Below are 13,127 nucleotides of genomic sequence, written 5' to 3'. Positions count from 1 at the left end.
ACGGCACCATGGATCGCGATAGCGTCGCCAGGCCAGACCTGGCTGCGTGACCGACCGCGTAACGCACGGCCGCGGGGCCTCTGCCCCCCGGCCCGGAAAGAGCTTGTGCCACCTTGGAGGTGAGGGTGTCCCATATTGCAGGCGAGCCCGGGACCCAGGACTTCGTGGAAGTCCGGCTGCCCGCTGCGGGTGCCTACCTGTCCGTACTGCGAACGGCCACCGCCGGCCTCGCAGCGCGCTTGGACTTCACCCTCGACGAGATCGAGGACCTGCGGATCGCGGTGGACGAGGCGTGCGCGATCCTGTTGCAGCAGGCCGTCCCGGGGTCCGTCCTGAGCTGTGTGTTCCGGCTCGTCGACGACTCGCTGGAGGTGACGGTCTCCGCGCCCACCACCGACGGCCGGGCGCCGGAGCGTGACACGTTCGCCTGGACGGTGCTCTCCGCACTGGCCGGCAAGGTCGACTCGTCGGTCGCCGACGACCGCACGGTCGCCATCAGTCTGTACAAGCAGCGCGGCGCGGGACCCGGGCCGGCGTGAGCAGCGGAAACGGGGACGGTTCGATGCGGGAGGACGAGGAGCGAGGCCCGAGGGTGCTGAGCGCGTCGGCCGGCATCCCTGAGCAGCAGGCGCGGCCGCACCCGGTGGTGGACGAACCTGATGGCCGTACGGCCTCGGCAGAGCGGGCGGACCGTATGAGCGAGCACCAGCAGGATCATCACCCCCATGACCGCAGCGGCGCGCGGGCGATGTTCATCGAACTGCGCAAGCTGCCCGACGGGTCGCCCGAGCGGGCCGAGCTGCGCAACCAGCTGGTCCGGATGCATCTGCCGCTGGTCGAACACCTGGCGCGGCGGTTCCGTAACCGCGGCGAGCCGCTGGACGACCTCACCCAGGTCGCGACGATCGGCCTGATCAAGTCGGTGGACCGGTTCGATCCGGATCGCGGTGTCGAGTTCTCGACCTACGCGACCCCGACGGTGGTCGGCGAGATCAAGCGCCATTTCCGCGACAAGGGCTGGGCGGTGCGGGTGCCGCGCCGTCTTCAGGAGCTGCGGCTCTCGCTCACGACCGCGACGGCCGAGCTCTCCCAGCAGCACGGCCGGTCCCCGACCGTGCACGAGCTGGCGGAGCGCCTCGGCATCTCGGAGGAGGAGGTCCTGGAGGGCCTGGAGTCCGCGAACGCGTACTCCACGCTGTCCCTGGACGTCCCCGACACGGACGACGAGTCCCCGGCGGTGGCGGACACGCTCGGCGCCGAGGACGAGGCCCTGGAGGGCGTCGAGTACCGCGAGTCCCTCAAGCCTCTCCTGGAGGGCCTCCCGCCGCGGGAGAAGCGGATCCTGCTGCTGCGTTTCTTCGGGAACATGACCCAGTCCCAGATCGCGCAGGAGGTCGGCATCTCCCAGATGCACGTCTCCCGCCTCCTCGCCCGCACCCTGGCGCAACTCCGCGAACGCCTCTTGGTCGAGGAGTAACCCTCGACGAAACGCTGCACCGACCCGCAAGGGAAGCCGAGCGGACGGTGGGAGCCCCCAGTACGGGAACGGGCGGAAGGGGGGCGGGGTCGTAGGAGGGGGTGTCCGGAAGTAAAGCGTCGCAACTCGCGCGAAGCGCGGGGAGGACAGCCATTCCGGACACTCCCTCCGGAGGCCCCGTCCCCCGCACCACCCACGCCGCAGGCCACGCCAACCCACCACCGGAACGCCACGCCCCGCACGGGCCACGCACCACCGGACCCGGGGGACCAGGACCAGGACCGCCACGCCCGCAGGGCGAAACGCACCCTGCCGGGGCCACGCCAGAACGTGCCGCCCGCCCAAGGGCTACGCGCGGCTACGGATCCCCAGCGCCTGTGCCGTCGTCGGGTTCACCAGCAGCACCAGGCCCGTCACGACGACCGCCGCCAGCACCACGCCCAGCGGAATCAGCGCGCCGGACGCCCGCAGCAGCGTCCACGCGGGGATCATCCCGATCAGCTGGGTGATGATCGCCGGTCCGCGGCTCCAACTGCGCTGCCGCAGCAGCCCTCGCGCCGCCGCCAGCGGGATCGCCCCGAGGGCCATCAGCGTCAGGCCGCCCATCTCCGCCTGGGACGGGCTGTCGGGCCGGCCGAGCAGACCCATCACGAGCATGTACACGCCGCCCGCGACCAGCGCCAGCCCTTCGGCGGCGCACACCGCTGCCGCGGCGGTCAGTCGGGTGGGGCGGCCGGGGGCGGAGGTCTGGTCGTCGCTGCTCACCCATGCAGGGTAGCCGCGACCCGAGCGAGGGCGACCGCCCCCGGGCAGGCCACCTCGCCCGTGCCCCGTCCGCCGTCATCCCACCCACCCCGCACCCCGCACCCCGCACCCCGAAACCCGGACTGGGCCAGGTACCCCCCAGTAGGTACGCTGCATCGCATGCGCGCACTTCTCGTGGTCAATCCGGCAGCAACCACCACCAGTGCCCGCACGCGCGACGTACTGATCCACGCACTCGCGAGCGAGATGAAGATCGAGGCGGTCACCACCGAGTACCGCGGCCACGCCCGCGACCTCGGCCGCCGGGCCGCGGAGTCCAGCGACATCGACCTGGTCGTCGCCCTCGGCGGCGACGGCACGGTCAACGAGGTGGTCAACGGCCTGCTGCACAACGGCCCCGACCCGGAGGGCCTCCCCCGCCTCGCGGTCGTCCCCGGCGGCTCCACGAACGTCTTCGCCCGCGCTCTCGGACTGCCGAACGACGCCGTCGAGGCGACCGGCGCGATCCTGGACGCGCTCCGCGACCGGACGGAGCAGACGGTCGGCCTGGGCCTCGCGGCCGGCACGCCGGGCACGGACGACGAGGGCGTCCCGCAGCGCTGGTTCACCTTCTGTGCCGGGCTGGGTTTCGACGCCGGCGTGGTCGGCCGGGTCGAACAGCACCGCGAACGCGGCAAGCGGTCGACGCACGCCCTTTACGTCCGCCAGGTGCTGCGCCAGTTCCTGGACGACCCGCACCGCAGACGCGGCACCATCACCCTGGAGCGGCCCGGCGCGGCCCCGGTGGAGGATCTGGTGCTGTCCATAGTCTGTAACACCTCACCGTGGACCTACCTGGGCAATCGTCCGGTGTACGCGTCCCCGAAGGCCTCCTTCGACACCGCCCTCGACGTGCTCGGACTGTCGAAGCTGTCGACCCCCGCGGTGGCGCGTTACGGCACTCAGCTGCTGACCTCGAGCCCGGAGCGCGGGCCGCACGGAAAGCACGCACTCACACTTCACGACCAGACCGACTTCACCTTGCATTCAAAGGTCCCACTGCCCTTCCAGATGGACGGTGACCACCTGGGGCTGCGCACGAGCGTGACGTTCACAGGCGTTCGCCGTGCACTGCGTGTGATTGTGTGACCGGAAGGACCGAAAGTCCTTTATCTCGAACGTACGGACTGGGATCCACCCCATAGAAGTACGGCTGTGACCTAGTCGACACCGAGGAATCAAAAAAAACTTTCCGGAAGGGGTTGTATCCGCCGCCGAGGTTTGCGAATCTCTACATGGCGATCGGGACGGCCCGCAACATCGGCCCCACAGACCGCCGGAACCCCTCCACGAATCCAGGACCCAATGCCGGGCAAACTGGCGATCGGCCCTTCCCTTGCGGGGGGATTCGTGAAAGCGTTCACATTCACAAGCAACCCGCATGTAATACCAAGGAGAGGTAGCAGCCATGGACTGGCGTCACAACGCCGTTTGCCGCGAGGAAGACCCCGAGCTGTTCTTCCCCATCGGCAACACCGGTCCTGCGCTGCTGCAGATCGAAGAAGCCAAGGCCGTCTGCCGTCGCTGCCCCGTCATGGAGCAGTGCCTGCAGTGGGCGCTCGAGTCCGGCCAGGACTCCGGCGTCTGGGGTGGCCTCAGCGAGGACGAGCGCCGCGCGATGAAGCGCCGCGCCGCTCGCAACCGGGCGCGTAACGCCAGCGCCTGACGCCCCCTGCTACCGGCCTCCCGGCGGCGCGTACAGCGAGTACGCACTCACCGCCTTCGAGCCGCAGCGCGCAGTACCCCCGATGCGCATCGCACATGCAGCACGTGAGCTTCGAGCCCCGGACCGTGTCACACGGCCCGGGGCTCTTCGCTGTGCACGCCCGGGCCGCACGCCGTCGGCGCGGCTCGAGCCGGCCCGAGCAAGGGCCGGCCCGGCAAGCTGCACCTGAGCAGAGAGCCCTAACGCCGGTCCGGCACCGGGATGTCGAGCACGACCCGGGTGCCGCGCCCCGGCGCGGGGACCGGGACCATGTCGAACGTCCCGCCCAACTCCCCCTCGACCAGGGTCCGTACGATCTGCAACCCCAGGTTCCCGGTCCGCTGCGGGTCGAAGCCCTCCGGCAGCCCACGGCCGTCGTCCTGAACGGTGATCAGCAGCCGGGCGTTCTCCGTGCGCGCGTCACCCCGGACGGCCGCGACCTCCACCGAACCCTGCTGCCCTTGCGAGAAGGCGTGTTCCAGGGCGTTCTGGAGCACCTCGGTGAGCACCATGGACAGCGGTGTGGCGATCTCGGCGTCGAGGATGCCGAAGCGGCCGGTGCGCCGGCAGTCGACCTTGCCGGGTGAGATTTCCGCGACCATCGCGATCACGCGGTCGGCGATGTCGTCGAACTCCACACGCTCGTCCAGATTCTGGGACAGCGTCTCATGCACGATCGCGATCGAACCGACACGCCGTACCGCCTCGTTGAGCGCCTCGCGGCCGCGCACGGAGTCCATCCGGCGCGCCTGGAGGCGCAGCAGCGCGGCCACCGTCTGGAGGTTGTTCTTCACCCGGTGGTGGATCTCCCGGATGGTCGCGTCCTTGGTGATCAACTCCCGCTCGCGGCGGCGCAGTTCGGTCACGTCCCGCAGGAGCACCAGGGAACCGATGCGTACCCCCTTGGGCTTGAGGGGGATGGCCCTCAGCTGGATGACTCCGCCGTTGCCCTCCACCTCGGTCTCGCGGGGCGCGTATCCGCTGGCGATCTTGACGAGGGCCTCATCGACCGGTCCGCGGGAGGGGGCGAGTTCGGCGGTGACCTGGCCCAGATGCTGACCGACGAGGTCGGAGGCCAGGCCGAGACGGTGGTACGCGGAGAGTCCGTTGGGGCTGGCGTACTGGACGATGCCGTCCGCGTCGAGCCTGATCAGCCCGTCACCGGCACGCGGTGAGGAATCCATCTCGACCTGCTCCCCGGGGAACGGGAACGTGCCGGCGGCGATCATCTGCGCCAGGTCGGAGGCGGACTGGAGGTAGGTGAGCTCCAGCCGTGACGGGGTGCGCACGGTGAGCAGGTTGGTGTTGCGCGCGATGACGCCGAGCACACGGCCCTCGCGGCGTACAGGGATGGACTCGACCCGGACCGGCACCTCCTCGCGCCACTCGGGGTCGCCCTCGCGCACGATCCGCCCCTCGTCCAGAGCGGCGTCCAGCAGCGGACGCCGGCCGCGCGGCACCAGATGGCCGACCATGTCGTCCTGGTACGAGGTGGGGCCGGTGTTCGGCCGCATCTGGGCGACGGAGACGTACCGCGTGCCGTCGCGGGTGGGCACCCACAGCACGAGGTCGGCGAAGGAGAGATCGGAGAGCAGCTGCCACTCCGAGACCAGCAGATGGAGCCACTCGAGGTCTGACTCACTCAGAGCGGTGTGCTGGCGGACGAGTTCGTTCATGGAGGGCACGTCAGCGAGGGTACCCGCGGGCCGCGGCGCCGCGACGGGACCCTCAACCCGTCCGGCACCGCAGCCCGGAGTTGCGCGGCCGAAGGGTGTGCGGTCCCGGTCGGCCGTGGGAGGTCTCGGCGCAGTCAGGGCAGAGAGCGCCGGGGACCTCGTTCCACCCTCCTGTGCGGGGAGGGCGGAGGCTTGTGCAGTATCGATTGTGGACTAGACCATTCGGCTCTGTCCATGCCTGGGGCGCGTTAAGTTCCGCCACCATACTTATACACCGTCGTGGACGACGGGCGGGCCCCTCATCACACCCGCCCGTCGCGATCACGGCCCCCGCCGCACGACCCGGCTCAGCGCGTCTCCGTCACCTTCGCCAGCGCCCGTGGCGCGTCGGGGTCCTGCCCGCGGGCGATGGTCACCTCGTACGCGAGCATTTGCAGCGGAAGGATCTCCAGAATCGGCTGGAGCTCTTCCGGCACACCCTCCGTGGGCAGTACGAAGCCCGCGGACGCGGCCTCGACCTGGGTTTGCCGGGCCCACCACGAAGAGGTCCGCTCCCCGGCCGCGGAGCCGGTCGAGCACCGGCTGGAGCGCCTCGCCGCCCTTGCCGTCCGGCACCACCGCGATCACCGGGGAGACGTTGTCGACCATGGCGAGCGGCCCGTGCAGCAGGTCCGCGCCGGAGTACGCCAGCGCTGGGATGTAGCTCGTCTCCATGAGCTTGAGCGCCGCTTCCCTCGCCGTCGGGTAGCCGTAGCCCCGCGAGGTGATCACCATGCGCTCGGCGAAGCGGTAGCGCGATGCCAGCGCCCGCACCTCGTCCTGCCGGCCGAGGATCTGCCCGGCCAGCTCCGGCAGCCGTCCGGCCGCCGGGGCCTCACCACCACGCAGGCCCTCCACCAGCAGGTGGAGGGCCAGCAGGGAGGCGGTGTAGGTCTTGGTGGCCGGAAGGGCCTTCTCCGGGCCGGCCATGATGTCGATCGAGAACTCGGAGACCGCGGCCAGCGGCGAGTCCGGGTTGTTGGTCACCGCCAGGGTCACCGCGCCGGCCTCCCGCGCCGCCTTCGTGGACGCCACCAGGTCGGGCGAACCGCCGGACTGGCTGACCGTGATCACCAGGACGTCGGCGAGCGAGGGACGGGCGCCGTAGGCGGTGGTGGTGGACATCGAGGTCAGTCCGCACGGCAGGCCGAGCCGGATCTCGATCAGGTACTTCGCGTACAGCGCGGCGTTGTCGGAAGAGCCGCGCGCCGTCAGCAGGACGAAGCGAGGCTTCTTCGCCGCGATCGCCGACGCCACCTCCCCGATCCTCTGCGCGCCCTCGTCGAGGATGCGCCGCAGGACCGCCGGCTGCTGCGCCATCTCTCCGGACATGATCCGGCCCGGGTGCTCCTCGTGCTCGGCCGACGTCGTGGCGGACATGCCCGTTGCCTCCAGATGGCGCTCAGGGTGCCGGGCGGCGACGCCGACGGCGCCCGCCCGGCACTGCACGGTCCACGCAGGTCCACTCCCGGCTCAGCGGCCGGTGATGACCTCCGCGGCGGCGCGGCCGCAGACGCGGGCGGCGCCATGGGTAGCGATGTGCAGGGCCCCCGCGGGCGCCGCCCGGTTCAGGCCCATCTCGACCACGACCGTGTCGGGACGGGCCGCGAGGAGCGCCTCGAGGGCGTTCGCCATCCACGGGTGGCGGTGGACGTCGCGAACCACAGCGACGATCCTACGGTCCGCCGCCGCCTCCAGCACATTTGCCACCAACCCGGGCGTATCGCCCTCGTCGGCATAGGTGCCGGTCTCCGTACCGGGCAGCAGAGCCGTCAGCTCGGCGGCCACGCCCCACGGAGTCTCGTCCCCGACAGCGATGTTGGCGACGGGGGTGAAGGCCGCCACGTACGGGGCCTCGGTGACCGGCTCGTACGGCCGTCCGCCCGGAGTGACCCGCACCGCGCGGCGCGCCGCGACGAGACCGATATCGGTGTCGGAGCCGGGCGCGGTCCCCTCCTGTGAAGCCGCGCCCGGCTCTGCTGCAGCCCCCCTGGCCCGCCGCGTCCAGTCCGCGAGGGCACGTACACGTGCCGCCGCGTCGGCCAGCCGCTCCTCGGGCAGGTCGCCGTTCCGCACCGCATCGACCAGCGCGTCGCGCAGTCGCAGTACGGTCTCCTCGTCGGCCAGGCCGCCACCGACGCAGATGGCGTCGGCACCGGCGGCGATCGCGAGGACCGAGCCGCGCTCGATGCCGTACGTGGACGAGATGGCCTGCATCTCCATGCCGTCCGTGACGATCAGGCCCTGGTAGCCCAGCTCCTCGCGCAGCAGACCGGTGAGGATCTGCGGGCTCAGCGTCGCAGGACGGTCGGGGTCGAGCGCGGGAAGTAGGATATGCGCGCTCATCACCGCTTTGGAACCCGCTGCGATGGCCGCCCTGAAAGGCACCAGCTCACGGGCGTGCAACGTGTCGAGGTCCACATCGATACGCGGCGCCGCGTGGTGCGAGTCCACGTTGGTGTCGCCGTGCCCCGGGAAGTGTTTGGTGCAGGCGGCCACGCCGGCGGCCTGCAGGCCCTCGACATAGGCGACGGTGTGGCGGGCGGCCAGTGCGGTGTCGGCGCCGAACGAACGCACCCCGATGACGGGGTTGTCCGGGTTGGAGTTGACGTCGGCGGACGGCGCCCAGTTGAGGTCCACCCCGCACGCGGCCAGCCGGCGCCCCAACTCGTGCGCCACGGCGCGGGTGAGGTCCACGTCGTCGACCGAGCCCAGCGCGTAGTTGCCGGGGAACGAGGAGCCGTTGCGCACCTCGAGCCGGGTGACGTCACCGCCCTCCTCGTCGATGGCGACGAGGACGTCGTCGCGTTCCGCCCGCAACCGGGCCGTGAGCGCGGTGAGCTGGCCGGGTGAGGTGATGTTGCGGCCGAACAGGCCGACGGCACAGAGTCCTTCGCCGATCCGCCGCAGCAGCCAGTCGGGCGCGGTGGTGCCGACGAAGCCGGGCTGGAGGATGGTGAGCGCGTCGCGGGTCAGGGTGCCTGACGAGCCACGTACCAGAGTCGTCATGAGGTGGCGTTATCCCTTCACTGCGCCCGAGGTGAGCCCTGCGGCCATCTTCTTCTGGATGATCATGAAGAAGACGACGACGGGCAGTGCGATGAGTGTGGAGGCCGCCATCAGGGCGCCGTAGTCCGTTCCACGCTCGGTGGTGAACGTCATCAGCCAGACGTTGAGCGTGTACTTGGAGTTGTCGTTGATCAGGATGTACGCGAAGAGGTACTCGTTCCACGCGTTGACCAGGGCGAAGATGGAGGCCGCGGCGAGGCCGGGGGCGAGCAGCGGGAAGATCACGCGGCGGAAGGCCCCCATGCGGGTGCAGCCGTCGACCATCGCGGACTCCTCGAGCTCCACGGGGATGTTCACCACGAACCCGCGGATCATGACGATCGCGAACGGCAGCGTGGAGACGAGGTAGACGACGATCAGGCCCCAGTACTCGTCGAGCCCGCCGATGGCGTTGAGCTGCGCGTAGATGGGGATGAGCATCGCGGTCGGCGGCAGCATCTGGACCAGGATCAGCACCATCAGCAGCGCTTTGCGGCCGAAGAAGCGGAACCGGCCGATGGCCAGCGCGGCCAGCGTGGCGATGATCATTCCGCCGACCACCGCGGTGATGGAGACGATGAGGCTCGACTGCACGGCGGTGGCGAAGTTCTCCTGCTTCACCGCGCGCGCGAAGTTGTCGAAGGTCAGCGACGAGGGCCAGAGCGTCTGGTCGTAGGACCGGATCTCATGGTTGGGCCGCAGGGCGCTGATGACGAGCCAGTACACCGGAAAGGCCATCAGGACGGCGGTGATCAGGCCGATGAGGTCGTAGTGCCAGCGGGACTTCTTGCGGTCGGGCCGCAGGTCCTGTCCGGCGCCGGCCGGGGAGGGAGCGGTGGAGGTGCTCATTCGACCTCTCCTGTCTTCATCAGCTGACGCAGGTAGTAGACGGCCACACCGGACAGCAGCAGAACGGTGATCAGGGCGATCGCGGTGCCCTGGCTGAACGAGGTGGACTCGAAGGCCTTGGAGAACGAGTAGAGGCCGAGGGTCTCGTACTCGGGCTCCGGCTTGTTGCCGCGCAGCAGCCAGATCTGCCCGAAGACGTTGAAGTCCCAGATCACCGAGAGGGTGGCGACCATGGTGAAGACCGGGCGGATCACCGGCCAGGTGACGAAGCGGAACACGGCGGGCGCGTTCGCGCCGTCGAGGGACGCGGCCTCCTCGAGCTCCTTGGGTACCTGGGTGAGGGCCGCGTACAGGGTGATGACCACGAAGGGGATGGCGCCCCAGACCACCAGCAGGGCGATGATGGCGAATCCCTGCTTCGGGTCGAGGAACCAGTTGTGGCCGAGAAAGTCCTCGCCCGCGACCTTCGCTATCAGGGTGTTGATGAGGCCGTAGTCGGAGTCGGAGAGCCAGCGGAAGATGGAGGCGGCGACCATCAGGGGCATCGACCAGGCAGCGACGAGCGCCGCCGTCAGCACCAGTCGCACCCATGTGGTCAGCCGGGTCATCAGCAGGGCGAGCAGCAGGCCGATACCCATGGTCAGGCCCACGCAGACGACCATGAAGACGACAGTGCGACCGGTGACCGACCAGAACTCACCGTCGCCCAGGATGTTGGTGAACTGCTCGAAGCCGACCCAGGGCGGCGATTCGCCCGTCCACAGCTCCTTGCGCCCCATGTCCTGGAAGGACATGATCACGGTCTTCGCCAGCGGGAAGGCGTAGACCGCGGCGACCGCTACGAGCGCCGGGAGGATCAGCAGGTACGGGAGAAGCTCTCCCTTCTTCCGCTTTTTCCGGCCGGAGCCGCTGATCCCTTTCTCGGGCGCCGGCCTGGGGCCGGTGCCTTTCGGGGCACGTGGTACGGGTACCGGCGGGCCGGCGGCCTTGGTGTCGGCGGCAGTCACGTGGCTGACCTTCCGTTTGTTCTTCTGCACCGAAAAGGGCGGGGGCGGGAGCCGCGTGGTGCGGTTCCCGCCCACCGCCTGGAGAGCCCGTCGGGCGTCCTCGGCGGGGCGCCGGGACGCCCGAGGCCCGTCAGGACTCCTGGTTGATCAGCTCGTTGATCTTGGCGTCGGCCGCCTTGGTGGCCGCTTCCACGGAGTCACCCTTGAGGATGGCCAGGAGCATGTTCTCCAGGACCTCCTCCTTCTCGATCGAGGTCCAGCCCGGGGCGATCGGGGTGAACCACGCGTCCGGGACGGCGTTGGCGATCGGAGCGGTCTCCGGCTTCGCCTTCAGCGGCTCCAGCTGCTTGGTGTTGTTCGGAAGGATGTTCTTGGCGGCGAGGACTTCCATGGACTTCTCGTTGGTGAAGAGCGAGATCCACTCCTCACCCAGGTCCGCGACCTTCGACTTGCTGGTCACCGCGAGGTCGGAACCGCCGATGAAGGAGGGCAGCGCCTTGCCGTTCGGGCCGGGCATGCCGGCCGTGAGGATCTTGCCCTCGAGCTTCGGGTTGCCGTTGTTCTTGCCGTCGATGACGGAGCCGGACTCCCAGCCGTTGCCGTAGAGAAGGGCGGCCTTCTCGTTGGCCATCACGTTGGCGTGGTCCTGCTCGTCCTTGGTCTGGTCGGCCTTGTTGTACTTCTTGACCAGGTCGATGAAGTGCTGGATGCCCTTCTGCGCCTCCGGCGAGGACAGCGAGGCCTTCCACTCCTTCGCACCCTCGTCGTACTCGGCGATCTTGCCGTCGTAGGCGGCCACGTAGGACATGGCGGCGTACCAGTAGCGGCCCGGCAGGTAGAGGGACGAGAAGCGCTTGTCCTTCTTGCCGTACTCGGCCGAGACCTTGTCCATCGCCGCCAGGAGCTCGTCCTCGGTCTCGGGCAGCTTGTCGACGCCCGCGCCCTTCTTGAGCATCTCGGTGTTGTAGATGGCGACACGGGCGCCGGCGTAGTAAGGCACGCAGAACTGCTTGCCCTCGAAGGAGCAGGTGTCCTTCAGGCCCTGGATCCAGGTGTCGGAGTTCTCGTACTTCTTCGGGTCGATCTCCGCGAGGGCGCCGTTGAGGATGTACTGCATCGTCTCGGTGTTGCCGAGCTCGACGACGTCGGGGAACTTGTCGCCACCGAGGGCCGTGTCGAGCTTCTTGGCCTTGTCCGCCCACTGCTGGTACTGGACGTCGACCTTCACACCGGGGTACTTCTTGTTGAACTGCGCGTTGACGTCCTTGACCAGCTCGGGCCAGGTCGACTGGGCGTCGACCATCAGCCAGACGGTCAACGTCTCCTTGCGGTCCTTCGGGCTCTTCGCCGATTCACTGCCGCCGTCGGAACCACAGGCCGCGACCGAGGCCATCATGGCCACCGCACCCACCGCTGCTACGAGCTTGCGCTTCACGCCACCCTCCTCAAAGGGATGCAAGAGTTACCCCCCACCACCCGGGAGTCGCGCAGCACTTGACGGGACGCGCGCCAGATTCTGCCGTGGGGCTGGGACCTGATCCTTAATGGTTTAGACCAGTACCGGGAGCTTGGCCTAGACCTTTAGGGGTGTCAAGGGTGTATAAGAAGGGCTGTCGTGTCCGTTATCGGACCGACACCTGAGGGAGGGCGACGACCCGTTACCGGTCCGTGCCACCATGTGAGCCGCAGCAGACGGAGGAGCCGGTGACGGCAGGAGCACAGCAGTCGGGAAGGCGGGCCATGACCATGGACGGGGGCGGCACGGAAGCCGAGGGCGGGGCACAGACCCGCACCGCGCGCGTGCCCAAGTACTACCGGCTCAAGCGCCACTTGCTCGACATGACGGAGACGCTGCCGCCGGGCACCCCCGTGCCCCCGGAACGGACGCTGGCCGCCGAGTTCGACACCTCCCGCACCACCGTCCGCCAGGCGCTCCAGGAACTGGTCGTCGAGGGCCGGCTCGAACGCATCCAGGGCAAGGGCACGTTCGTCGCCAAGCCCAAGGTCTCCCAGGCGCTCCAGCTCACCTCGTACACCGAGGACATGCGCGCACAGGGACTGGAACCCACGTCTCAACTGCTGGACATCGGATACGTCACAGCCGACGACACCCTGGCCGGACTGCTGGACATCGCGGCCGGCGGCCGGGTGCTGCGTATCGAGCGGCTGCGTCTGGCGAGCGGCGAGCCGATGGCCATCGAGACCACGCACCTGTCCGCCAAGCGCTTCCCGGCGCTTCGCCGCAGCCTGGTCAAGTACACCTCGCTCTACACCGCCCTGGCGGAGGTCTACGACGTCCATCTCGCGGAGGCCGAGGAGACCATCGAGACCTCGCTGGCCACCCCGCGCGAAGCCGGCCTGCTCGGCACGGACGTCGGCCTGCCGATGCTGATGCTCTCCCGCCACTCGCTGGACGCCCAGGGAGAGCCGGTGGAGTGGGTCCGCTCCGTCTACCGCGGCGACCGCTACAAATTCGTCGCGAGGCTCCAGCGCCCCAACGACTGACCCCGCTCCCCCTTCCG

11 protein-coding genes and 1 pseudogene are annotated in these 13,127 nt (G+C 69.4%); 5 read left to right on the top strand and 7 right to left on the bottom strand.

What is annotated here, in order from left to right; all coding sequences use genetic code 11:
• The first annotated feature begins 125 nt into the window (after nucleotides 1–125).
• Both ACTMTU_RS15930 and ACTMTU_RS15925 read left to right on the top strand, forming a co-directional pair.
• Complete coding sequence (locus ACTMTU_RS15930; protein WP_005312080.1) at nucleotides 126–539, top strand: hypothetical protein; 414 nt, start codon at nucleotides 126–128, stop codon at nucleotides 537–539.
• Nucleotides 536–1,477: an RNA polymerase sigma factor SigF gene (locus tag ACTMTU_RS15925; protein WP_441264123.1), complete on the top strand. Its 942-nt coding sequence runs from the start codon at nucleotides 536–538 to the stop codon at nucleotides 1,475–1,477. The genes ACTMTU_RS15930 and ACTMTU_RS15925 overlap by 4 nt, the downstream gene beginning before the upstream one ends.
• Nucleotides 1,478–1,825: 348 nt before the next feature.
• Here the strand turns inward: ACTMTU_RS15925 and ACTMTU_RS15920 are convergent, their stop codons facing one another.
• On the bottom strand, nucleotides 1,826–2,242 hold the full coding sequence (locus tag ACTMTU_RS15920) for a hypothetical protein (RefSeq protein WP_441264122.1): 417 nt from the start codon (nucleotides 2,240–2,242) through the stop codon (nucleotides 1,826–1,828).
• 159 nt (nucleotides 2,243–2,401) lie between these two features.
• On the opposite strand from ACTMTU_RS15920, the gene ACTMTU_RS15915 reads away from it, so the two are divergent.
• Complete coding sequence (locus ACTMTU_RS15915) at nucleotides 2,402–3,370, top strand: diacylglycerol/lipid kinase family protein (protein WP_441264121.1); 969 nt, start codon at nucleotides 2,402–2,404, stop codon at nucleotides 3,368–3,370.
• 319 nt (nucleotides 3,371–3,689) lie between these two features.
• A complete protein-coding gene (locus ACTMTU_RS15910; RefSeq protein ID WP_003953983.1) occupies nucleotides 3,690–3,947 on the top strand; it encodes a WhiB family transcriptional regulator in 258 nt (85 codons plus the stop codon).
• Nucleotides 3,948–4,186: 239 nt separating this feature from the next.
• Here ACTMTU_RS15910 and ACTMTU_RS15905 read toward each other — a convergent pair whose 3' ends face one another.
• From ACTMTU_RS15905 to ACTMTU_RS15880, 6 genes and pseudogenes are all read right to left on the bottom strand, one after another.
• Nucleotides 4,187–5,662 carry a histidine kinase N-terminal domain-containing protein gene (locus ACTMTU_RS15905; RefSeq protein ID WP_441264238.1) on the bottom strand — a complete coding sequence of 492 codons (1,476 nt, stop codon included), beginning with the start codon at nucleotides 5,660–5,662 and terminating at the stop codon, nucleotides 4,187–4,189.
• Between the two features lie 347 nt (nucleotides 5,663–6,009).
• Nucleotides 6,010–7,081 (bottom strand): annotated as a pseudogene (locus tag ACTMTU_RS15900) (SIS domain-containing protein).
• A gap of 93 nt (nucleotides 7,082–7,174) precedes the next feature.
• Complete coding sequence (locus ACTMTU_RS15895) at nucleotides 7,175–8,710, bottom strand: glycoside hydrolase family 3 protein (RefSeq protein WP_441264120.1); 1,536 nt, start codon at nucleotides 8,708–8,710, stop codon at nucleotides 7,175–7,177.
• A gap of 9 nt (nucleotides 8,711–8,719) precedes the next feature.
• Nucleotides 8,720–9,598: a carbohydrate ABC transporter permease gene (locus ACTMTU_RS15890; RefSeq protein ID WP_441264119.1), complete on the bottom strand. Its 879-nt coding sequence runs from the start codon at nucleotides 9,596–9,598 to the stop codon at nucleotides 8,720–8,722.
• The gene (locus ACTMTU_RS15885) at nucleotides 9,595–10,605 is read right to left on the bottom strand and encodes a carbohydrate ABC transporter permease (RefSeq protein WP_441264118.1); all 1,011 of its coding nucleotides are present in this window, start codon (nucleotides 10,603–10,605) and stop codon (nucleotides 9,595–9,597) included. Before ACTMTU_RS15885 ends, ACTMTU_RS15890 begins: the two co-directional genes overlap by 4 nt.
• 130 nt (nucleotides 10,606–10,735) lie before the next feature.
• Nucleotides 10,736–12,040, bottom strand: coding sequence for a sugar ABC transporter substrate-binding protein (locus ACTMTU_RS15880; protein ID WP_441264117.1), 1,305 nt, complete (start codon nucleotides 12,038–12,040; stop codon nucleotides 10,736–10,738).
• A 305-nt stretch (nucleotides 12,041–12,345) separates the two neighbouring features.
• Between ACTMTU_RS15880 and ACTMTU_RS15875 the strand changes: the two genes are divergently transcribed.
• Nucleotides 12,346–13,110 carry a GntR family transcriptional regulator gene (locus ACTMTU_RS15875; RefSeq protein WP_441264237.1) on the top strand — a complete coding sequence of 255 codons (765 nt, stop codon included), beginning with the start codon at nucleotides 12,346–12,348 and terminating at the stop codon, nucleotides 13,108–13,110.
• Nucleotides 13,111–13,127 lie beyond the last annotated feature (17 nt).

Origin of the sequence: Streptomyces sp. OZ13, assembly GCF_052068155.1 — a bacterium.
GTDB lineage: Bacteria > Actinomycetota > Actinomycetes > Streptomycetales > Streptomycetaceae > Streptomyces.
The sequence above is the reverse complement of the archived record's forward strand: the minus strand, read 5'-3'. Positions and strand labels throughout refer to the sequence as shown.